Origin of the sequence: Desulfoferrobacter suflitae (genome assembly GCF_022603395.1) — a bacterium.
Taxonomy (GTDB): domain Bacteria; phylum Desulfobacterota; class Syntrophobacteria; order Syntrophobacterales; family Syntrophobacteraceae; genus Desulfoferrobacter; species Desulfoferrobacter suflitae.
This window is the reverse complement of record NZ_JAIBKA010000001.1, coordinates 88,021-109,955: the sequence shown is the minus strand read 5'-3', so window position 1 is coordinate 109,955 and position 21,935 is coordinate 88,021. Positions and strand designations below refer to the sequence as shown.

The following is a 21,935-nucleotide window of genomic DNA, read 5'->3' as shown; positions in this document are numbered from 1 at the left end:
CGGCCATCCTAGCTCTAATTAAGGGTGGATCTTTTGACTGGAACTAACAGGCGCAACCAACAACGACAGCTTCTGCTGCAGCGATCACTTGAAATTCGTCGAGCGTTCTTGAGCTGGAAATGAACAGGTTCCGAGGAGAAGCAACGATCCTATCAACAAATAGAAACTACTAAAATTCCCTGCAGCTAAGCTACAGCTGATACTACCTCAATTCCCTTTGCTCGAAAGTCGTCTAAAATTGGTGTCAGGTCACATTTCTTCAAGCGAATGGAGTACATCGGGCTCTGGTCTCCAACGCCAATAAGCTGGCATATGCTGATAATTTCCGCGTTGTGTCGCCTGATCAGGCGAGTGATTTCATCCAATGGCGGATTCTGGCCGGAAGCCGTCACATCCAGCCGGGAAGAGTGTCCCAGCATGCCCATGACGTTAATGAAAGCCGCCAGGATGTCCACTACGGTGATGATGCCGACCAGCTTGCCGCCCTCGACGACCGGCAACCCACCGATCCTCTTGCGCAGAATGAGACGTGCCGCCTCCTCCAGGGGCATTGCGGGAGATGCCGTGTACGGTTTGCGCACCATCACATCCTTGACGGTGAGATCTTCCAGCATGGAGGCGATCAAAACGCCACGCAGATCGGCGTCGGTTATCCAGCCCGAAAGATTCTGCTGCGGGTCCACAACCGGTAAATGACGAATAGAGTGGCGTTTCATCAGTGTTAAAGCATCCTGAATGGAAGCTTGCTCACCGACACTCACCACATTCGCGGTCATCCATTGGCGCACCGTCACGCGGCTTATCCTTGCCTTGCGGTTCAAGCAGGTTGTACGAATGAATCGTACGCTAACAAGCGGGATTGAGATTGCAAAAAATTTCCCAAAGTTCTCCGGCAAATTACGGTATGTGCGGCAAAAATGCAAGAAGAAACTTATGGCCTGCACGTCACGTGCGGCGGTTAAGCACTCTCACCGGCGTCTGCCGCCGCTCCACGGCCAGTGTCCGGACCACTGCACGGAACATTGCCAAGATTGACTTCAATAGGCCATTTGCTATACTGCCTCTGACTTTGGATCAGTCTTTATCCGCATACTGCGTCGGGCTGAAGGCCCACACCTTCGAATGGATCCATGAACACTCCTGGTGCGTCGCCGCGGTCGAAGGAACGGCAAGCCTGAAGTGCGGGTGGCGGGCTGCGCGGCATAGCACCGGTGAAGGGGTTTGGATTCGATATCACCGCTTTCAAATAGAACAAGGGGTACCGTTTTGCGTCAGGCAAAATTTATTTTTATCACGGGTGGAGTTCTTTCATCGCTGGGCAAAGGTCTGGCTGCAGCTTCCATCGGAGCGCTGATGGAGAGCCGCGGTCTGCGGGTCACCATCCAGAAGCTCGATCCTTACATCAATGTAGATCCCGGAACCATGAATCCCTTTCAACACGGTGAAGTCTACGTAACCGACGACGGGGCCGAAACGGATTTGGATTTGGGTCATTATGAACGGTTCACTCATGCCCGTATGACCAAGAAAAACAACTACACATCAGGGGGGATCTACTACTCGGTGATCAAGAAGGAACGCAGAGGGGATTACCTGGGAGGAACGGTACAGGTCATTCCTCATGTCACCGACGAAATCAAAGCCTGCATCCGCAGTGCGGTCGACGGGGTGGATCTCGTGATCGTGGAGATAGGGGGTACTGTAGGTGACATCGAAAGTCTGCCTTTTCTGGAAGCCATTCGGCAATTTAGAAACGATGTGGGGCGAGAGAACGTCGTTTACATTCACGTTACCCTGGTCCCCTACATGAAAACCGCCGGGGAAGTCAAAACCAAACCCACCCAGCACAGTGTGAAAGAACTGCGAGGCATCGGCATCCAGCCCGACATTTTACTCTGCCGCACGGAAAAATTCCTCTCCCGGGAGATCAAAGCCAAGATTGCCCACTTCTGCAACGTGGAACCCGACGCCGTGATCACCGCCAAAGACGTGGAGTGCATCTACGAGGTTCCGTTGCTGTTCCATCAGGAAGGACTGGATGAGAAGATTGTCCGTTTGCTGAACATTTGGACCCGAGGACCGATCCTGGATCATTGGGCCGCTTTGGTGGATAAGATCAAACACCCCGTACAAGAGACGCACATCGCTATTGTTGGTAAATATATCGACCTCAAAGAGTCTTACAAGAGTTTGAATGAAGCGTTGGTGCATGGGGGCGCAGCGCACAGCGCCAGGGTGGTGCTGGACTATGTGGATTCGGAAAACGTTGAGAAGGAGGGGGGAGAGGCGTTGATCGAGGGGGCCGATGGCATTTTGGTGCCGGGCGGCTTCGGAGAGCGCGGGGTTGAAGGCAAAATCAAGGCCATTCAATATGCCCGGGAAAAGAAGATTCCCTTTCTGGGCATTTGCCTGGGCATGCAGTTGGCCACCGTCGAGTTCGCACGCCATGTTGCCGGATTGGACAGGGCCCACAGCATGGAGTTTGATAAGCACACGCCGCATCCGGTGATTTACCTGATGCGGGAATGGTTCGATTACAAAAATGACCGGCCGATTCGCCGCGATGAGACCGCTGATTACGGAGGCACCATGCGGCTTGGTGCCTATCCTTGCATGCTCGAAGCCGAAGGTTATGCCCATGATGCCTACCAATGCGTGGAAATTTCCGAGCGGCATCGCCACCGTTACGAGTTCAACAATGAGTATCGGGAGGTCTTGGCCGAAAGCGGCATGCGCTTTACCGGCCTTTCTCCCGACAAAAAGCTTGTGGAAATCATCGAGCTTGGTGATCACCCCTGGTTTCTGGGTTGCCAGTTCCATCCCGAGTTCAAGTCTCGCCCCATGGAGCCCCATCCAATTTTCAAAGCATTTGTGAAAAGCTGCCTGGAGCAGGCCCGCGCCAAACATCCGGAAAAATTTCAATCTGCTGAGCACGCCTGTTGAGGAGGCGATAATGGCTGGCTTTAAAGTGCTGGGGCAGACAATCGGGCACGACCGGTTCTTTGTGATCGGCGGACCGTGCGTGATCGAGAGTGAAGAGCTGGCAATGACGGTTGCCGGGTTTCTGCAGGAGACCTGTGCACGGTTGGCAATCCCCTGTATTTTCAAGAGCTCCTACGACAAAGCCAACCGCACGTCGATCCAATCGTATCGCGGTCCCGGGATCAAGGCGGGGCTGGAGGTTCTTGCGCGGGTCAGAGAGAAATTGAACATGCCCGTTTTGACGGATGTGCACAGTATCGAGGAAGTCGAACAGGCAAAGGATGTGGTGGATGTTCTGCAAATTCCGGCGTTTTTGGTTCGCCAGACGGATCTGCTGGTGGCCGCGGGCAAGAGCGCTAAACCCGTTAACATCAAGAAAGGTCAATTTCTGGCGCCGTGGGATATGCGGCAGGTGGTGCAGAAAGTCTCTCAGACAGGCAATAATAAAATTTTACTCACCGAGCGTGGGACCCAATTCGGATACAATAATCTGGTGGTGGACATGCGATCCATCCCGATCATGACGGAAACCGGGTACCCGGTTGTGTTTGATGCCACCCACAGTGTGCAGCTGCCCGGTGGCAGGGGTGCTTCATCCGGCGGAGAGCGGCAGTTTGTGCAGCCGCTCGCATGCGCTGCCCTGGCCGCCGGAGCCCACGGTATATTTGTGGAAATGCACGTAAATCCTGATGTGGCGCTGTGCGACGGTCCAAATTCTATAGCGCTTTCCAGCGTGCCTGCTCTTTTGGAGATGCTCGCCGACATTTACGCCATGGTGCGGGAAGGCATCCCACAGCAGATGCCTCATGCCTGCCGTTCGAGGGCGCAGTGAAAATGGGAGCGGTTATGTCGCCGGAAAGTGTGGACAAAAAGCTCATCGAGAGAATTTTGCCCATCCGCATGATGATTTTTGATGTGGACGGAGTCTTGACTGACGGGCGCATCATTTATCTCGATGACGGTTCGGAGCTCAAGGAATTCGATGTACAGGACGGGCATGGTCTGAAACTGCTGCAAAGGGCCGGCGGGGTCGAAACGGCGTTGATAACCGGCCGCTATTGCCGAGCTGTGGAACATCGCGCAGCGGCCCTTGGAATCAAAAGGGTCTATCAGGATGTTAAGCGCAAACTGGAAGCGTATGAGAAAATTCTTTTGGAGACGGGTTTGAAGGATGAAGAGGTTGGCTTTGTCGGAGACGATCTCATCGATATCCCTGTTATGCGTCGAGTGGGCTGGGCGGTGGCTGTACCCAACGCCAGCCGGCATGTGCTGCCGTTTGCCCATTACGTCACCAAAGCGCCCGGCGGGCGGGGTGCCTGCCGGGAAATCTGCGAACTGATCCTGCAGGCTCAGGGTCGTTGGGAGCGTGTAACTGAGCGCTATTTGCGCGAATTCACATGATGCCCGGCTGTTAATGCCTTTACAGGCAGAGCTTTTGCATGTTATGATTTTTGTGAGCTTAATTACTTAATTTGACTATGAAAAAATATGCAGTCCACGGGCGCATACACGCCTTCGATGCCGTTAAGCCATTGCCAGAGGCCCTCATTTGATGAAGTTTTCAAAGAAAATCGTATGGTTTTCTGTGTTAGGCTGCGTGCTGCTGGTTGCTGGGTTAGCGGTAAGAGGCACTTGGAAAGAGAAGAGTCAGAAAGAGCGGCAGACAACCGCCCTTGACGAAGCCTCCGATGCAGAGATGAAGCTCACGGATATGGAATACACCGAAATGGAAAGAGGCCGCCGGGCTTGGACGTTAAAAGCTGAGGAGGCGAAATACTACCAAGACGACCAGAAAACGGCGCTGTCCAGGGTGCGCCTGCAATTTTTCCTCCAGGATGGGGAGAAGATCCAGTTGGAAAGCAGCCAGGGGGTTCTGCACGCGGGAAGCAAAGACATCGAATTGTGGGGTAAAGTGCACGCCGTATTTCCCAACGGCTATGAGATGTCGAGCGAAAAAGCAACCTATCATCATGAACAGAGTTTGATATCGTCGGAGACATCGATTTTGGTCACTGGACCGGATCTCAGCTTGAAGGGCAGGCATTGGAAATATGACATACCCGCGCGGCGTGCTTCGCTGGAAGGGCGGGTGCAGGCGACGCTGGCCCTGACGCCTGACAAATGAAGCCCTGAACAGCACAATACAAGATGCCCCGGGAGCTTGTCCGAGAATGGGAGATGCTTCCCCCTCGGGGGAGAGGGAATTCTCGGGCAGGTTCCCGGCAAGGTATCGGGAAGTGCGAGATTAGGTAGGCACAATGATAAACTTTGGAGAGTGCAATCACAGGAAATCGATCGGCAGGAGAATGCGTCCGCCCGCAGGGATATGGCTGACCTATCTGTTGATGTGCTGTGTGCTTGGTTTCCTCGGCGTAGCCGGCCACGCGGCGGAAAAATCGCAACCGCCCAGGGGAAGTGCCGCAGGACAGCAGGGTTTGCTGCAGAGTGACGCGCCGATCCAAATTGCCAGCGACCGCATGGAAGTGGACCAAAAGGCCAAGGTTGTCCTGTTTGAGGGGCATGTGGTGGTACAGCAGAAGGATTTGACCATTACCGGCAAAAAGATGAGGGTGTATACGGGTAACGCCGCCGATCAGAGTTCGGCATCGAGTAAAGCGGACCGCATTGACAGGATCGAAGTGGAAGGCGATGTCCGAATTTCCCAGCAGAACAAGATCGCTACGGCGGATAAGGCGGTCTATTATCACAATCAGCAGAAGATCGTTTTGATGGGTAAACCTCAGTTCAGCCAGGGCCAGGACACCATCAAAGGACGTTTGATCACGTTGTATTTGCCGGAACAGCGCACGGTTGTGGAAGGGGGGCAGGACAATCCGGTTCATGCGGTGCTGTATCCCGAGCAGACGGAGCAGTAGAGCTTGCCGGCTGATACTGCGGGGAAAAAGCTTGAAGTGCGGGATCTGGTGAAAACCTACCAGGGCCGCCGGGTTGTCGATCAGGTGAGCTTGGAGGTTCACCCGGGACAAATTGTCGGATTGCTCGGACCCAACGGGGCCGGCAAATCGACAACCTTTTACAGCGTGGTCGGTATCATTCGACCCGACGCCGGAGCGGTGCTGCTCAATGGTGAAAACATTCTGCAGGTGCCGATGTATCGGCGAGCCCGCAAGGGAATCACCTATTTGTCGCAGGAACCGTCAGTTTTTCGCAAACTGACCGTTGAACAAAACATTCTCGCGATTCTGGAAACGCTTGATATCGGCAAGCAGGAGCGGCGGTTGCGGCTGAAGGAATTGTTGGCGGATCTCAATATCACGCATCTGGCGAAAAACAAGGCCGACCGACTGTCAGGAGGAGAAAGAAGACGGGTTGAAATCAGCCGGGCTTTGGTAACCCGGCCCAGCTTTATCCTGCTGGATGAGCCGTTTGCGGGAATCGACCCGATTGCGGTCATCGAAATTCAAGGACTCATACGATCGTTGAGAGACAAGGGAATTGGCGTGCTCATCTCCGATCATAACGTTCGAGAGACTCTCAAAGTGTGCGACTGGGCTTACATCATGCACGAAGGGAGAATCCTTGAGGCGGGAGATCCGGTCAGCATTGCCAACAGTGATCTGGCCAAAAGGACTTACCTGGGAGATCAATTCAGTTTATCGTAGTTTAGGCTAGGAACGAAGCATGGCTCTTGAGCTGAGGCAACAGTTAAAACTAACCCAGCAACTCATCATGACTCCTCAGTTGCAGCAGGCAATCAAGCTGCTTCAGCTGTCGCGACTGGAGCTCCTGGAAACGATCAATCAGGAGCTCGAGGCGAATCCTATGCTGGAAGAGGTGCAGGATGAAGTGAATGAGGCCGAGAAGGCGGAGGTCGCTCCTGAAGAATCCTTCCAGGAAGTAGAGATTTCAGAAAAAATGCGTGAGGATTTCGACTGGGAATCATACCTTGAAGAATACAATACCAGCACCCCCGTGCTGATCGAACGGGACCCCAATAAAGAATGGCCCTCCTACGATCATAAGCTCACCCTGCCGGCATCGCTGGAAAATCATCTCATCTGGCAGCTGAGACTGTCCGATATGAGCGAGGCTGAAAAAGAGATCGGCTCCTATATCATCGGCAACCTCAATCGCGATGGATATTTGGAGGCAACCCTCGAAGAAATTGCCACGATGGGGGAAGTGGGGGTCGATGAGGTGGCCGGGGTGCTGGCAAGAATCCAGGTATTCGACCCGATCGGCGTGGCTGCCCGGGATCTGCGCGAGTGTCTGTTGATCCAGGCGAACAGCCTGGAACCACAGGACGATCTGGTCATTCGCATCATTGAAGATCATCTTCACTTCCTGGAAAGCAAGAATTATCAGGCACTGGTCCGTGCCGTCAAGCGTTCGCCCGAGGAGGTTAAACGTGCTATTGAGGTCATCCTCAGTCTTGATCCGCGTCCCGGCAGCGCGTTCAGCGATGAGTCCGTGCAGTATATCAGCCCGGATGTCTATGTTCTAAAGATCGACGGCGAGTTCGTGATTTTGCTCAATGAAGACGGCATGCCAAAGCTCAAGGTAAGTTCATATTACAAGGATGCCCTGAGCCAGGACGCGCAGTTGGGATCCGATGCGAAGGACTACATTCAAACCAAGCTGCGCTCTGCTGCCTGGCTGATCAAGAGCATTCACCAGCGTCAGCGGACTCTCTACAAAGTGACACAGAGCATCATCAAACTGCAGCACGAGTTTTTTGAAAGGGGGGTTGCCAATCTCAAGCCGATGGTGTTGAGAGATGTTGCCGATGACGTGGGGATGCACGAGTCCACCATCAGTCGTGTGACGTCCAACAAATACATGCATACGCCGCATGGGATTTTTGAGTTGAAATATTTTTTCAACAGCTCCATAAATAGCGTTTTGGGTGAAGCGGTGGCCTCTGAGAGCGTTAAGGATAGAATCCGGCAAATCGTCCGTGAGGAGGATACAGCCAAGCCATTCAGTGATAAAGAAATCGTGTCTATCTTGAAAAAAGAGAACGTCAATATCGCCCGGCGCACAGTGGCCAAGTATCGGGAGATGCTGGGCATTTTGCCGTCCAATAAGCGCAGGAAGACATTTTGGGGAAGTTAGGCTGTGTTCGTGAATCTTGCGGCGCAGGGTTTCCGTTTTATGAAATCACCCGGTCCGGGTATGCGTCACTTAAACTCACAGTGGATTTCCAGATAGACACCCAGGAACGCAGCAAACGGATAGAGAGCCGCCAATAGACAACAACGGAGGATAACAAGAATGCAGATCAGTGTGACTTTTCGCCATATCGAGCCGTCAGCGGCCTTGAAGGAATACGCGGAAGACAAGATTTCGAGAATCAAGAAACATGTTGAGGAGCCCATTGAAGCGCATGTGGTTCTCACCGTGGAGAAATTTCGGCACATTGCAGAAGCGACCATCAAAGCCAATGGCATGGGATTCAAAGGTTCCGAAGAAACGGATGACATGTACTCCGCCATCGACTCGCTGGCGGATACCATAGAGGCACAGGTCAGAAAAAATAAAGAAAAATTTCGCGGCAGAAAATCCACCAACTCGACCAGGGAGGTTGCTGCGGCAATGGCCGCGGAGGGCAGCGACGAGGTCCGGATTGATCGGGAAGCTCGGGTAATAAGAACGGAACAGGTTTACGCCAAGCCCATGGATCTCGATGAAGCCGTCATGCAGTTGGATCTTTCCAACGGAGAATTCATGGTGTTCACCAACCGCCATACCAACAGCATTAATGTATTGTATCGTCGAAAAGATGGCAATTACGGCCTCATTGAGACCATGGCATGATGCGGTTATGCTAATGGGCGAATGAATCTTTTCGATTATTGATGCTAAGGGGCGGGGCACACCGTTTTGTCGGTGGCGGTGAGTGATCGCCCCATACTTTTTGTGCCGATCCGTTCGCTGATTCGAGCAAGAAGAGATTGGAAAGAATGAGAAGATTTCAATGAAGATATTGGACATACTCGCTAAAGAATCGATTATTCCTGAGCTCCAGGGGAGAACCAAAAAACAGGTGCTGGAGGAACTCATCGACGCGCTGTTGCAGCATAAGCCACACCTTGATCGGGATCGGCTGATGACTGTTTTGCTTGAAAGAGAGCGATTGGGAAGCACCGGCATCGGGGATGGAATAGCCATCCCCCACGGAAAGATGAGGGATCTGGACCAATTAGTGCTCTCGTTCGGACGCTCGACTCAGGGTGTGGATTTTGAATCGATGGACGGCAAACCGGTGCATCTTTTCTTCCTCCTGGTAGCTCCGGAGAATTGTGCCGGAATCCACCTGCGAGCCCTTGCGAAAATAGCCAGGCTGCTCAAAAATGGAACCGTAAGGAAGAAGCTCGGGAATGTTCAGGGTCGTGAGGAAGTTTATTCCATCATTCAATTGGAAGATGAAGACTTTTGATCAACTTATCGTCTCCCGTTGATGTCTCGGCGGTCTGTGCCCTCCGGTTTGGCATCAGCACAATGTCAATCCGCGATCCCTCCCATATTCCACTGGTGTCCGGTGTTTTTCCGACTGACCTCCATGCCCTGCAAGCACATGGCGCAACATGAAATACCGGTAAGTACCTATAAGCATAAAATTTTTACAGTATATTGTGAGTTTTTCGGGTAAATTTTCAGGTCGAAGAACAGCCAACCCAACGGATGAGCATGCGATGCAAAGAAAAGTTCATGTTGTAGTGGTCACAGGGCTTTCCGGCTCAGGCAAGAGCACGGCCATTAAGGCATTTGAGGACCTGGATTACTTTTGCATCGATAACCTGCCGGTCCCGCTTCTGCCCGATTTGTTGTCTCTTTTTCAAAAGGATATGCCCGATCTGTGCAAAATTGCTCTGGGAATCGATATCAGAGAGCGCAAATTCCTTAAGGACTACGATAAGATATTCAAGTCATTCGATGATTCCGGATATCGTTTGGAAATCTTGTTTCTGGAGGCAAGCACCGACGTATTGCAGAGGCGCTTCAGCCAAACCCGCCGGGTGCACCCTGCCACCACGTCCGATTCCGTCCTGCTCGATGCCATCCACGAGGAACGCGCACAGCTCAAGGCACTGCGAGCTCGAGCCACGCGCATACTGGACACGAGCAATTATTCCGTGCATCAACTGAAGGCGTTCATAACCCGATCCTACGGGCTGGTGTCAGTCAACGGCAGGATGAGTATTCAGGTGCTCTCGTTCGGATTCAAGTATGGCTTGCCGTTTGAGTCCGATATGGTCATGGATGTTAGATTTCTCCCCAATCCTTATTTTGTGGAGGAGTTGAGGCATCAGGACGGATGTTCGCCTGCCGTACAGGCGTGGGTGATGCAGTGGCCCGCCGTGCAGGAATTGATTGCCGACTACAGCGCATTGCTGCTGAAATTGTTCCCGTCCTACGCCACGGAAGGCAAACGCTATCTAACCATTGCCCTGGGGTGCACCGGCGGCAAACATCGTTCTGTGGTCATCGCTGAAAAAGTCGCCGCTGCATTGCGCCAACACGGTTATCCCATCAATACCTTTCACCGAGATATTCACTTGGAATGAACGGCTCGAACATCACCGCTCCGCCTGGACCTTTACCGAATAATCAATAGTCAGCCTTGGCGTGTTCCCCTCTGTTCAGCTGCGGCATCAGGCCCAAAAGGCAGAGCGGCGAAGCCCCTGCCTTTTTCACCTGACCTGGTTATATCCTGGGAACTGCGGATCAGCGCCGGCCTGTGTCAAAACCCGGGTATGATGGGGATGGGGATAGGGATGATGGGAGGAATAAAATTGACACATATGAACGTTGCGCTTCCCGAGTATTCAGACATGAACTGCTGAAATCCAAAGCCCCCGAACGAGGAGTTGTTGATGGCGACTGCTGCACCGAAGGGGGCGTCGGTTTCCCCCAGTCCACTGTCAGTGATATAGACCTGAAAGATACCCGGTATGGGCGGGCTGACATTCCACCCGGTGATGGCGCCGAATGTGCTGACGAACATCTGCCCTGCCTCCAAAGAGTCCAGGGCCTTGCAAGCACTGACATCGCCGTTTTGAACGAAGATTATGGGATTGATAGTCTCACCGGAGGTGTTGCTGATTATGAGCACAGTATCCCATCCGTCGCCTACATACGAATAGGGGATCACGATCCTGTGGGAGGCGAAAGCGGTGCTTGCTCCCAGTAGTATCATGACAGAAAAAGCGATGCCGGCCATCCATGTGATGCGTCTTTTCATAGCCTGCTCCTTTTGCAGCTGAAAGGTGGCTCAGGTGTGAGCACCATGCAATTTCTATAGCTTCCGAGATAGTGTTTTTGGCGCCAAAATCATTTTCTCAGGCACCATAAATTGCCAGTGGTCGAAGGTTTGGTGGGTTCAAACGGCCTGTGACGAGTCTTGTTCCAGCTCAATCTGATTGTTTCAGCCAAGCAACGGAGCTGCCCCCACGGCGAACCACGAGCCCTGGGGGCTCATGCCGGGATTTTGAGATATCTCCGCTCCATAATATCTACCAAGTGATAAGGTTGGCTTCAGTTGATTTATGGGAAGAATGATCATATTGATGGCTGACAGTCAATCAAAATGACTCAAAGGGGCGCTTACTGAAATCCGGCTGTGTAGGCGGCGGGTTTTATTTGTCAGCGCATGGACTCAAACTATGTTAGAATATTGTGGGTCCAATAAGCGGGAACTGCATGCCTGGCACTCAGGAATATCCATGATGGATAGCGAGAGTGAGACTCGAGATGGCGAGAGAAGAGCGAAAAGAATTGATCGGCATCATTGTGATATCGCACTGTGATCTGGCTTCTGAACTGGTGCGGGTGGCCGAGCTCATTGTAGGGACCTTGCCCAATTGCAAGACCATCTGCTTTGATATGCATCAACCGGTTGAAGAAATGACAAAGCAGCTCAAAGGGGCCATAAAAGAAGTTGATCAGGGCAAGGGAGTATTGATTTTGACGGATCTGTTTGGCGGTACCCCCGCCAACATCAGCCTGGCATTTGTGGGTCCCAGGGTTGAAGTGATTTGCGGGGTGAATCTGCCCATGCTGATTCGCTTGGCCGGTTTGCGTGAAGCAGACTCACTCGCTGAAGTCGCATCCATAATCAAGGAATATGGCAAACGACATATATCTCTGGCCAGCGAAGTGTTGGCACGCTCCGGCCAAAATCAATCACATTCCTAGTGGCTTGTCCGAAAAGGGAAAATTCCTCTCCCCCTTGAGCAATGGCCGCAATCAAAATTCAGGGGCACGGATGCACAGGAACTGCGAGGCTGACCTTACATGGGTTGTGCAACGCATGACAGCCAGCGACATTCCCTTGGTATTGACGATCGAACGGGATAGTCAGCCGGACCCTTGGAGTGAGGGACTTTTTCTTGAGGAATTGACGCGGCCTCATGCCCACGTTTTGGTGGCCAGAGCGTTGCAGAGGAAAATGCCCCTGATGGGCTACATTTGCTTTTGGGACGTTGCACAGGAAATTCAAATTCTTAATGTTTCTGTGCACCGGTCATGCCGGAGAAGAGGAATCGGTCGCTGCCTGGTCGCGGAGGCTTTGCTTTACGGCAGCCTAAGGGGAGCGACAGTGGCTGTACTGGAAGTCCGGCAAGGTAATCTTGGGGCTCAACGGTTTTATACGACATTGGGATTTAGAGCCGTGGGATCGCGCCCGGACTATTATGGTCCCGGTGAATCCGCGATTCTAATGGAGCGGGACCTGTAGCGTCCCAATGACTTTGGCGCCGGCGCCTTCACTCGGGCTGCCAAATTGAGCCGACGGGGCGGGAAATACTGTTCGACTGCCGTTTAACGCCTGGCTTGGCGAATCGCATAAGGATCATCCATGAATCGTTTGATCGAACTTGATCAGATACAATCCGAGGCACTCACAAAGAACCTTGACCTGACTAATGTGGAAGTGGTCGTGCCACACCTGTTTAATGTCCTGCAGGAAGCCGTCCGGGGTTACGCTGGAAAAGAGCAGCAGGCCGGGGAGTTGCTGCGCGAATATCACCACAAATATATCAATTGGGGATTTGTCATTCAGGAAACATGGCGTTATGCTGTTGCCAATCTGCGCATGTATCGCAACCATGCTTCAAACGGACTGGTCATCTATCTACTGTCGCATATCTTTCTGGATGCGCTTAAGAATTCAGAGAGAGCCGAAGTGCGCAGCACCTCCGCCGACCATCTGCTCGCTTTCTGGTTGAAAATTGCTGATGAGATGCCCGAGGAAATCGGCAAACCCATGCCTGCCGGCAAGACAATCGAACAAATTGGACAGCATCCGGAAACTATCGACACCTGCCACCAGGGCATTGTGCGGTTCTATTTCAATGAGTTGAGCAGGCTCGATGCAGCACCTTTCGAGAGTGTCATGCGCAGCTTTTATCAAACCAAACGTCTTGCCATGAAGCTGTTGGAACTCTGGCCGGATGCTGCCTCTTTTGGTGAATTGCGATCATTGCTGTATCGGCTGACGCATAAGACCTACCGCTTTTGGCTGGAGAAGGAAGATTTCTGCGAATGGCTGGTGCGTCAGGCGGGAGGGGGACCCAGCGGATTTCTGCAGTCGGTTTGTGCTCCAATCACTCATCAGCGCTTCCAGGGCTATTTGGGCACGCTCCAGAGCGAAGTGGAAAACGAGCCGGACCATAAGGAGGCCGTCAGGCGCATGACGGAACTGCCTGATTTTCGTGAGATTGTTCGGTTTTTCTTCAAACTGCCCGAGCAGTTGAAGGCCGGCGAAGATCCGAACGATCCGCTGCAGCTGGGAGTTTTGACTCGACTCAAGATCATGGAAACCAGGGGCCTTGAGGGAATTCACGAAGAGACCTTGAGGGAAATCAACTTCGACGTGGCAAAGTGGATTCGTGAAGGCCCGAGAGATGAATTGAGAGATTTCCTCAAGAAGGTATTCGATGTCTTGAACGGCTGCATGCGAAACTACCCTGAAGCCGCTTTGCAGTGTGTGCGAACCATCGGCCTCGAGGTGATCGACACAAAAGAACGGGAACTGATCGATTTTTTCATCAAACGCATCATCGCCATGGGATTTCAGACGCCCCAGCTTGGAGGAGTCACTCAGCACTGGCAGGTCGAAGTGAACTCTGCCCACCTGCTGAATATCCGAGTGTGGCTGGAGATCATCAAGAAAAGTCCGACCAAGACCAGAGCGCTTTTTTCAGCTCTTATCGTAAACCTTTCACTGGGCGGAATTTATGTGCGGGATACCGACTTGTTCCAGAAGGATGTGAGCGAGCTCCTGCATGCTCCGATTCGACCGGTGTACAATCTGGTCAAGCAGTTGACCAAGCTTTTTCCAGTCTATTTCAATGAAATCGGTGCGGAAGGAAATCTGCGCTCGGTTTCCACCGAAGTGGACGAACTGACCGGAAGAGCCGATCGGCTGATCCATTTTCTCCGCAAGCAGAGCCACGTTGAAAGCAACAATGTCATTGTTTCTTTCATGGAAGCCATCATCGAGTTCTGGCGGACACTCGACAAATCACGTTTGCGCAATCTCGTACCGCAGGAGATTTTTGGGGCCATCGCCACTTCCGGACCGCTGGTCAATGAGATTCACCGCATCTTTGTCAGGATATTCGAGCAGACCAGTATCCCGCATGTGAAAGACCTTCTGGATTTGTCCGAAGAGGAGGCCTGGGATCTGATCAAGGAGGTTCCGAACATATCGGATCGGGAGCGGCAGCGTGCGTTTCTGTTCATTCAGCTGTATCAGATGCTGCACGAAAAATACGCCTTAAGCTTCAAGGACATACATATCCATCTGGAACGTGCTGCCAAGCTCGGTCTGCCCGATCCCTCCAAGCTCCTGGCAGTGCTCGAAAGTGAAGATGCCTTTACCAAACTGAGCGCTATTCTGGATTACCTGATGGAGCTCAAGGAAGTCATCCTCACGCCGGGCAAGATGAAGATCCTCGAGAACATTTATTACAAGAGACACATCGCCGTGGATATCCCATCCATGTACGGCTCGTATAACGAACCTAAATTCGATGCTCTGGGACTGACTTTTCGTCTGGAGAACCTGGCCAATGTTTTGTTTGAGGAGATCATCTTCTCATTTGATCTGAGCTTCATCACGCGTGCCTACTTTTTCAGGATCGCCAAGGTCATCCCGCTGTTTATGCAGGCTCTGGCAATCGATGGCATCACTTCGAACAGATTGGAGCTGCAGGCGGAGCTCTTCGAGAAGGCACTTGAAGTGCGGCGCTTTTCTCACTCACAGTACATGGATATATTCCGCGGTTTCTCAGAAGCAATCCAGCAGATCATACAGACCAACTACAACGCCCTGCACGAGGCGAATCTCAACCAGATCATACAGCAGTTGGGGCAGGAGAACCTGCTGCCGAAACACCGCCGTGAGAGTCGCGGTGAAACTCAACTGGAAAAAATACAACGGGTGTCTGAGAGCTTCCTGCGGGATCTCATAGCCAGGACCTTCGGCCTCCAGTATTTTGATCATTTCATCACCAGCATTCTGACCACCCTGGCGGGGCAAAAGGAAGTTCTGAGTGCGGATAAGCTCGATCTTTTGCTCAGCTACGATCCCGAAAAGACGATTTCATATATCTATGGACCGCATCATCTCACCCACGATCTCATCCACCTCGGCAACAAGGGCTACAACCTGGCCAATCTCCACTCAATCGGCATCAAGGTGCCCCCTGCTTTTGTCATCACCACCGAATATTACCGTTGCCGAAGCGTTATCGAAAGTTTCTCTCAGGCCAGCGAAGATTTTGAAGAACGCGTGATGGCGCATATCAAGAAACTGGAGCAGTTATCGGGGAAATGCTTTGGCTGTCCCAATAACTCCCTGCTGCTCTCGGTGCGCAGCGGCTCCGCCGTTTCAATGCCGGGCATGATGAACACTTTCTTGAATGTGGGCATCAATGAAAAGATCGTGGAGGGACTGATTGCACAGACCAGGGAGGCCTGGTTCGCCTGGGACAACTATCGCCGTTTTGTGCAATCCTGGGGAATGTCTTTCGGCATGCAGAGGGATGAATTTGATGCCATCATGCGCAGGTTTAAGAAGCGCTTCGGGCGGCAGGTGAAACGCGAATTTCTCCCGCAGGAAATTCACGAACTGGCGTTGGCGTATAAGGATGCGCTCAAGAACCACGGGGTTGATTTTTCCGATTCTCCGCGCGAACAGCTTCTCATCGCCATACGGCAGGTCATGGAATCCTGGCATTCGGGCAAAGCCAAAACCTATCGGGAAATCATGGGCCTGTCGGAAGATTGGGGAACTGCGGTCACCATCCAGGCGATGGTGTTCGGCAATCTGGATACTCGATCCGGAGCCGGCGTGATGTTCACTCATAATCCCTGGACTTCCGAAGATGAAATTGATCCCACCGGCGACTTCACTCTGGGCAACCAGGGCGAGGATGTGGTCGGAGGGCTGGTGGAAACTTTACCGCTTTCGGAAAGGCAGCGTCTGGCAGAAGGCGAGCGCCAGGAACACTCGCTCGAATCGCTGTTTCCTGCTGTTTTCGAGTGCCTGGTGGACATCGCCAAGAACCTGATCTATAAGCAAAACTGGGCGCCGCAGGAAATCGAGTTCACCTTCCAGGGCGGCAGTGAAGAGGGCTTGTATGTACTCCAGACCCGAAATATGGCTCCGCGCATCAAACGAGTCTATCCGGTATTCAGAATTTCCGATAAACTTCAATCGAGTTATGTGGGCAGCGGCATCGGAGTCAGCGGGGGAGCCCTGTGCGGCAAGGTGGCGTTTGATTTGGATTCCATTCAACGATTGCGCCAGCAGTATGTCGGCCAAGCCATCATTTTTCTCCGGTCGGATACCGTTCCGGACGACATTCACGAGATCTCCGTTGCCGATGGCATCCTGACCGGGAGGGGTGGAGCGACTTCCCATGCGGCAATCGTGGCTCACCGGTTGGGCAAAACCTGCGTGGTCGGTTTCAGCAAAATGAGGGTATGGGAGTTGGAACGAAAGTGTATCATCAATGGGCAGGTCATCCATACGGGAGACACGATTGCCATTGATGGGCGGAGCGGATCCATTTACCTCGGCGATCATGAAACGGAGCTGGTGGATGTGCCGGTGGTGGAGTACTGAATCTTTCACCGGCATATGCCGAAAGGCGAAGATTCCACTTTGGCTGGGTTTAAAACTCCAATTGGTACGCAGCCTTCAGGCTGCTGACTCGTGGTGAGTCTCTTTGAGCACTCTGAGCTTGGAGGAGGGTTCGATGGATAAGCAAGAAAAATTTGTACCGATGAAACTTGGTTTGAACGGTCTGGGAAGGATCGCCAAACTCTCCATTTGGCATCATGCAGAACGTCAGTATTTCTCTGAACTGGTCGTCAACATTGGCCGTGAAGTCGGCTCCAGCCTGCAGGATATTGCTCACTTTTTGGAACGAGACTCGACTTACGGGAATTTGAGCGCTTTTCTGTACGGCTGCCGGGCACAAAGAGTCATAGAGGATCTCAATGAAGACGAAGGCAGCATGCGCATTAACGGAGTCAAGGCGAGGTTTTTGCGGCAACACCGCAATCCAGCTGATATCGGCTGGCGTAACTTGGGAGTAGAACTGGTGGTGGACGCCACCGGCGCTTTCCTTGACCCGACGCTTGCACCGGACAATCCAAAAGGCTCCGTGCGCGGGCATTTGGCCGCCGGCGCCAAGAAGATCATCGTTTCCGCTCCTTTTAAGATCAAGGACAAGGGGCGTGACATGCCCTCGGATGCCATAACAACCATAATGGGAATCAATGACGCCGATTATGACCCCAAAAAGCACGTGATTGTCTCCGCCGCTTCCTGTACCACCACGTGCCTGGCCTATATGATGAAGCCGTTGCTGGATTGCTTCGGCGCCGAGCGCATTTTGTCGGCTTCCATGACCACGGTGCACGCCTCAACCAGTTCACAGCCCGTGTTGGATCGTGCGCCCAAAGCCAAGGCCACTGATTTGCGGAAAAACCGTTCGGTGATGAACAACATCATCCTGACCACAACCGGCGCCGCCAAGGCCCTGTCGCTGGTGATCCCGGAAATGAAGACCATCGGGTTCATCGCGGAATCGGTCCGAGTACCGGTCACTACCGGTTCCCTCATCATTCTGGTGGTGATGTTCCAGGATGAGAGCCTGCGAGATCCCATCAGTCGCGAGAAGATCAACGACATCTACAAGTCGGCTGCGGAACAGTATCCCGACGGATACCTGGTGTATTCCGAAGGGCAAAATGTCTCTTCGGACATCATTGGTCTTCCGCGCGCGGCTGCAGTGATTGAAGGGCACGAGAATCATACGCGGACTGCAGCGGTGCGATTCGACACCGAGCGTATTCTGAAGGCTTGCATCGCCGAGGGTGGGGAAAGACTGGATATTCCCACCCAGAGCAAGGTGGTGCAGATTCCCGTGACTCAGGCGGTGATTTATGGCTGGTACGACAATGAACTGGGGAGCTACACCAACATGCTGGGAGATCGGACGGTGAGCCTTGCCAGGCTGTTGCAGCATTAAAGTGGCGGCTTGGCCCCGGATGGATATCTGCTCTGCAGGCAGGGTGTGATACGAAACCGACTGTGGAACGATCGGACCTCCCTTGCGGATCGCAACAGGTGGGCTTGACAGGCGGTAGAGAGCCTTTAGTGTTTACATGGTCCATGGGCATCAGACGGGTCGGTGCTGATAACTGAAAAAGGAATCAAAAGGAGAATCACATGGCGAGTCGAGTGGCGATTAACGGTTTTGGCAGAATAGGACGTACAATTTTCAAGGCAATTCTGGATCGGAAGCTTCCGCTGGAAGTGGTGGCGTTAAATGATTTGGCTTCGCCAGAGGAACTGGCCTACTTGCTCAAGTATGATTCCGTTCATGGGGTGTGGCCGCATGAAATCTCGGCGACCGAAGATGAAATCGTTGTGGATGGAAAAACCTACAAATGCACTAAAGTTTCCGACCCCGGCCAGGCGCCGTGGCATGAACTGAAGGTCCAAATTGTGTTGGAAGCAAGCGGGCGCTACAGAGATCGAGATTCGTGTCAGAAGCACATCAGCTCGGGCGCTCACAAAGTGGTCGTTACCGCGCCCGGTAAAGGCATGGATGCCACCTTTGTGATCGGTGTCAATGAAGGCTCTTACGACCCGCGGCAGCATCATATCATCTCGAATGCTTCCTGCACTACCAACTGCCTCGCTCCCATTGCGAGTCTGCTGCACGATCGATTCGTCATCGAGCACGGTCTTATGACCACCATTCACTCCTACACCATGGACCAGCGCATACTCGACAGCTTGCACAAAGACAGGCGCCGTTCGCGAGCGGCCGCCATGTCGATGATTCCGACCACTACCGGGGCCGCCCGAGCGGTCGCCGAAGTTATTCCGGAGCTGAAAGGCAAGCTTGACGGAATGGCTGTTCGAGTGCCCACTCCCAATGTGTCTCTGGTCGATCTGGTCTGCCGGCTGGGGCGCGACACCACCCGTGAAGAAGTCAACAAGGTGCTGGAAGATGCCGCCAACGGTCCGCTCAAGGGAATCTTACAGTATGTTACCGAGGAGCTTGTTTCTGTGGATTTCAACCACACCGCCTTTTCATCCAGTGTGGATGCGGCCTTGACCAATGTCATCGATAAGCGCATGGTCAAGGTACTCAGCTGGTATGACAACGAATATGGCTATTCCAATAGAGTCGCCGATCTGGCCGTGATTGTGGGCAACCTGTTGGAATAAGTTCGGTTTCGCAATTCCGAGTGGGTAATCCGAAATCCAAAGGAGACCGCGGCATGAGAACACTGAACGATGTGGATGTTGCTGGAAAACGAGTGTTCATACGGGTTGACTTCAACGTGCCATTGGACAGGGCACGACAGGTCACGGACGACTTGAGAATCCGGGCTGTTCTGCCGACTGTCAACAAAGTGTTGGAAGGGGGAGGCAAAGTCATCCTGGCTTCGCATCTGGGCCGTCCCAAGGGAAAAGTGGTGGCAGAATTCTCCTTGGGACCCGTTGCAGCATATCTGTCCGGACTTTTACACCGGCAAGTGCCGTTGGCACCGGACTGCGTGGGAGAGAATATCGAGCGGCAGGTGAACCAACTGCAAGATGGGGAGCTCCTGCTGCTGGAGAACCTCCGCTTCCACTCGGGCGAAGAAAAGAACGACGATAGTTTTTCCCGACAGCTCGCACAGTTGGCCGATGTCTATGTGAATGACGCGTTTGCCGTTTCCCACCGGGCACATGCTTCGGTACATGGGATCACCCGGTTCGTGGCCGTCTGTGTTGCCGGCTATCAGCTGGAAAAAGAAATCGAGTACTATCGGCAGGCCATGGAGAAACCCAGGCGACCTGTGGCCATGGTCATCGGCGGCGCCAAGGTTTCGACTAAAATCGGAGTGCTGCGACACCTCATGGGAAAGGTTGACTACCTGCTCATTGGCGGCGCCATGGCCAACACCTTTCTCAAGGCGCAGGGCAAAGGCGTGGGTAAGTCTCTGGTGGAAGACGACCATGTAGAAACGGCAAAGCGACTTTTGGAGGCGGCGGATAACAGGGGAGTTCAAGTCTATCTTCCCGTCGATGCGGTGGTAGCCCCAGGGCTCGACAGCACTGACGACGTGCGGGAAGTCTCGGTCGATACGATTCCTGCGAACGACAAAATGCTCGATGTGGGAAGCGAGACCATAAGAGTTTTTGAATCCGTGCTGCAAAATTGTGCAACCGTCGTCTGGAATGGTCCGCTCGGGGCTTTTGAGACCCCTCCGTTTCATAGGGGCACTTTTGCCCTGGCGGAATTTCTGGGCAAGCTGGATGCGCTCACTGTCGTCGGTGGAGGGGATTCGGCCGCGGCCGTGAAAGAGGCCCGGGTTGCCGATAGGGTGAGCTATGTTTCCACCGGTGGCGGAGCGTTTTTGGAAATGCTTGAAGGCAGGACCCTGCCTGGAATTGCGGCGCTGGAAGAGTGCCAAAAGCGCACCCAGGGCAGATGACAAGGCAGGCAGGCTTGGAAGCCCCTCTCCGACGCTGCATCGAGCCCGTCATGTCGGCAAAAATGCCGCATAACTGCATAGGCTGGGTTGAAAAGCTGCGCTAAGTGTGCGACGCTTCAACCCGTCAGAATAGCATGTTAAACAGAAATTCTGCGCCTTAACGGGCGTTGTTGACGGAAGCTTTGGAGTAACACTTATGAAACCGAGAAAAACTCTGATTGCGGCCAACTGGAAAATGCACAAACTGGTCCACGATGCCGTCGTATACGTCAAACAACTGCAGCAGGAAGCGGGCGTCTTCGACGACCGTGAAGTTCTCCTTGCTCCGCCGTTTACCGCGCTCCCCGCTGTGCGCATTGTCATGGAGCGCAACGACTTCAAACTGGGAGCACAGAATTGCCACTGGGAAGAGCAGGGCGCCTATACGGGAGAAATATCCTGCGGCATGCTGAAAGATGCCGGATGTGACTACGTGCTTGTCGGCCATTCGGAAAGGCGGCATATCTTCGGGGAAACCGATGACATGATCCGCAGGAAGGTGAATGCCGCCTTCAAACATAAGATCACACCCGTTCTTTGCATCGGTGAAGTGCTGGAGGAACGGGAAGCGGGAAAAACGCTGCAGGTTCTGGAGGATCAGCTCAAACAAGCCGTCACGGGACTGACTCCGGCCTTGGCCGAACAGCTGGTGGTCGCCTACGAGCCGGTTTGGGCCATTGGCACGGGCAAGACGGCGACCCCTGAGACGGCGCAGGAGGCGCACGGGTTCATTCGGAAGCAGCTGGCTGCTATGTTTGATAAAGGGGTTGCAAACGCCGTGAGAATATTGTATGGAGGTTCGGTTAAACCGGACAATGTGGATGCGCTCATGGCCCGGCCGGATATCGACGGACTGCTGGTGGGTGGAGCAAGCCTCGAAGTGGCATCATTCAAGCGCATTGTCCATTATCAAGTTGCTGGAGGAAAAAACTAGC

General features: G+C 53.1%; 19 protein-coding genes. 17 read left to right on the top strand and 2 right to left on the bottom strand.

Annotation, left to right across the window (positions count from 1 at the left end):
* Positions 1-185: 185 nt before the first annotated feature.
* Positions 186-794, bottom strand: a complete 609-nt coding sequence (locus K1V27_RS00545; RefSeq protein ID WP_258927574.1) for a CBS domain-containing protein — start codon at positions 792-794, stop codon at positions 186-188.
* A 472-nt stretch (positions 795-1,266) separates the two neighbouring features.
* Between K1V27_RS00545 and pyrG the strand changes: the two genes are divergently transcribed.
* From pyrG to rapZ, 10 genes are all read left to right on the top strand, one after another.
* A complete protein-coding gene (gene pyrG, locus K1V27_RS00540) occupies positions 1,267-2,943 on the top strand; it encodes a CTP synthase (RefSeq protein WP_258927573.1) in 1,677 nt (558 codons plus the stop codon).
* Between the two features lie 10 nt (positions 2,944-2,953).
* Positions 2,954-3,814, top strand: a complete 861-nt coding sequence (gene kdsA, locus K1V27_RS00535) for a 3-deoxy-8-phosphooctulonate synthase (RefSeq protein ID WP_258927572.1) — start codon at positions 2,954-2,956, stop codon at positions 3,812-3,814.
* A 14-nt stretch (positions 3,815-3,828) separates the two neighbouring features.
* On the top strand, positions 3,829-4,383 hold the full coding sequence (locus K1V27_RS00530; RefSeq protein WP_258927571.1) for a KdsC family phosphatase: 555 nt from the start codon (positions 3,829-3,831) through the stop codon (positions 4,381-4,383).
* A 151-nt stretch (positions 4,384-4,534) separates the two neighbouring features.
* On the top strand, positions 4,535-5,107 hold the full coding sequence (gene lptC, locus K1V27_RS00525; RefSeq protein ID WP_258927570.1) for an LPS export ABC transporter periplasmic protein LptC: 573 nt from the start codon (positions 4,535-4,537) through the stop codon (positions 5,105-5,107).
* 133 nt (positions 5,108-5,240) lie between these two features.
* Positions 5,241-5,858 carry a lipopolysaccharide transport periplasmic protein LptA gene (lptA, locus tag K1V27_RS00520; protein ID WP_258927569.1) on the top strand — a complete coding sequence of 206 codons (618 nt, stop codon included), beginning with the start codon at positions 5,241-5,243 and terminating at the stop codon, positions 5,856-5,858.
* 3 nt (positions 5,859-5,861) lie between these two features.
* Positions 5,862-6,605 carry an LPS export ABC transporter ATP-binding protein gene (gene lptB / locus K1V27_RS00515; protein ID WP_258927568.1) on the top strand — a complete coding sequence of 248 codons (744 nt, stop codon included), beginning with the start codon at positions 5,862-5,864 and terminating at the stop codon, positions 6,603-6,605.
* Between the two features lie 19 nt (positions 6,606-6,624).
* Positions 6,625-8,058, top strand: coding sequence for an RNA polymerase factor sigma-54 (rpoN, locus tag K1V27_RS00510; RefSeq protein ID WP_258927567.1), 1,434 nt, complete (start codon positions 6,625-6,627; stop codon positions 8,056-8,058).
* Between the two features lie 159 nt (positions 8,059-8,217).
* On the top strand, positions 8,218-8,760 hold the full coding sequence (gene hpf / locus K1V27_RS00505) for a ribosome hibernation-promoting factor, HPF/YfiA family (RefSeq protein WP_258927566.1): 543 nt from the start codon (positions 8,218-8,220) through the stop codon (positions 8,758-8,760).
* Between the two features lie 160 nt (positions 8,761-8,920).
* Positions 8,921-9,382, top strand: a complete 462-nt coding sequence (locus tag K1V27_RS00500) for a PTS sugar transporter subunit IIA (RefSeq protein WP_258927565.1) — start codon at positions 8,921-8,923, stop codon at positions 9,380-9,382.
* A 256-nt stretch (positions 9,383-9,638) separates the two neighbouring features.
* The gene (rapZ, locus tag K1V27_RS00495; protein WP_258927564.1) at positions 9,639-10,511 is read left to right on the top strand and encodes an RNase adapter RapZ; all 873 of its coding nucleotides are present in this window, start codon (positions 9,639-9,641) and stop codon (positions 10,509-10,511) included.
* Positions 10,512-10,687: 176 nt separating this feature from the next.
* On the opposite strand, the gene K1V27_RS00490 is transcribed toward rapZ, so the two are convergent.
* Positions 10,688-11,188, bottom strand: coding sequence for a hypothetical protein (locus K1V27_RS00490; protein WP_258927563.1), 501 nt, complete (start codon positions 11,186-11,188; stop codon positions 10,688-10,690).
* 509 nt (positions 11,189-11,697) lie between these two features.
* On the opposite strand from K1V27_RS00490, the gene K1V27_RS00485 reads away from it, so the two are divergent.
* The 7 genes from K1V27_RS00485 (at position 11,698) to tpiA (ending at position 21,934) form a co-directional block, all read left to right on the top strand.
* Complete coding sequence (locus tag K1V27_RS00485; RefSeq protein WP_258927562.1) at positions 11,698-12,141, top strand: PTS sugar transporter subunit IIA; 444 nt, start codon at positions 11,698-11,700, stop codon at positions 12,139-12,141.
* Positions 12,142-12,256: 115 nt separating this feature from the next.
* On the top strand, positions 12,257-12,682 hold the full coding sequence (gene rimI / locus K1V27_RS00480; RefSeq protein WP_258927561.1) for a ribosomal protein S18-alanine N-acetyltransferase: 426 nt from the start codon (positions 12,257-12,259) through the stop codon (positions 12,680-12,682).
* A 120-nt stretch (positions 12,683-12,802) separates the two neighbouring features.
* Positions 12,803-17,080, top strand: coding sequence for a PEP/pyruvate-binding domain-containing protein (locus K1V27_RS00475; protein WP_258927560.1), 4,278 nt, complete (start codon positions 12,803-12,805; stop codon positions 17,078-17,080).
* Positions 17,081-17,213: 133 nt separating this feature from the next.
* A complete protein-coding gene (locus K1V27_RS00470; protein ID WP_258927559.1) occupies positions 17,214-18,494 on the top strand; it encodes a type I glyceraldehyde-3-phosphate dehydrogenase in 1,281 nt (426 codons plus the stop codon).
* A 200-nt stretch (positions 18,495-18,694) separates the two neighbouring features.
* A complete protein-coding gene (gap, locus tag K1V27_RS00465) occupies positions 18,695-19,705 on the top strand; it encodes a type I glyceraldehyde-3-phosphate dehydrogenase (RefSeq protein WP_258927558.1) in 1,011 nt (336 codons plus the stop codon).
* A 53-nt stretch (positions 19,706-19,758) separates the two neighbouring features.
* The gene (locus tag K1V27_RS00460) at positions 19,759-20,961 is read left to right on the top strand and encodes a phosphoglycerate kinase (RefSeq protein ID WP_258927557.1); all 1,203 of its coding nucleotides are present in this window, start codon (positions 19,759-19,761) and stop codon (positions 20,959-20,961) included.
* A 196-nt stretch (positions 20,962-21,157) separates the two neighbouring features.
* Entirely contained in the window at positions 21,158-21,934 is a 777-nt protein-coding gene (tpiA, locus tag K1V27_RS00455; RefSeq protein WP_258927556.1) for a triose-phosphate isomerase, read from the top strand.
* Position 21,935: the final 1 nt, after the last annotated feature.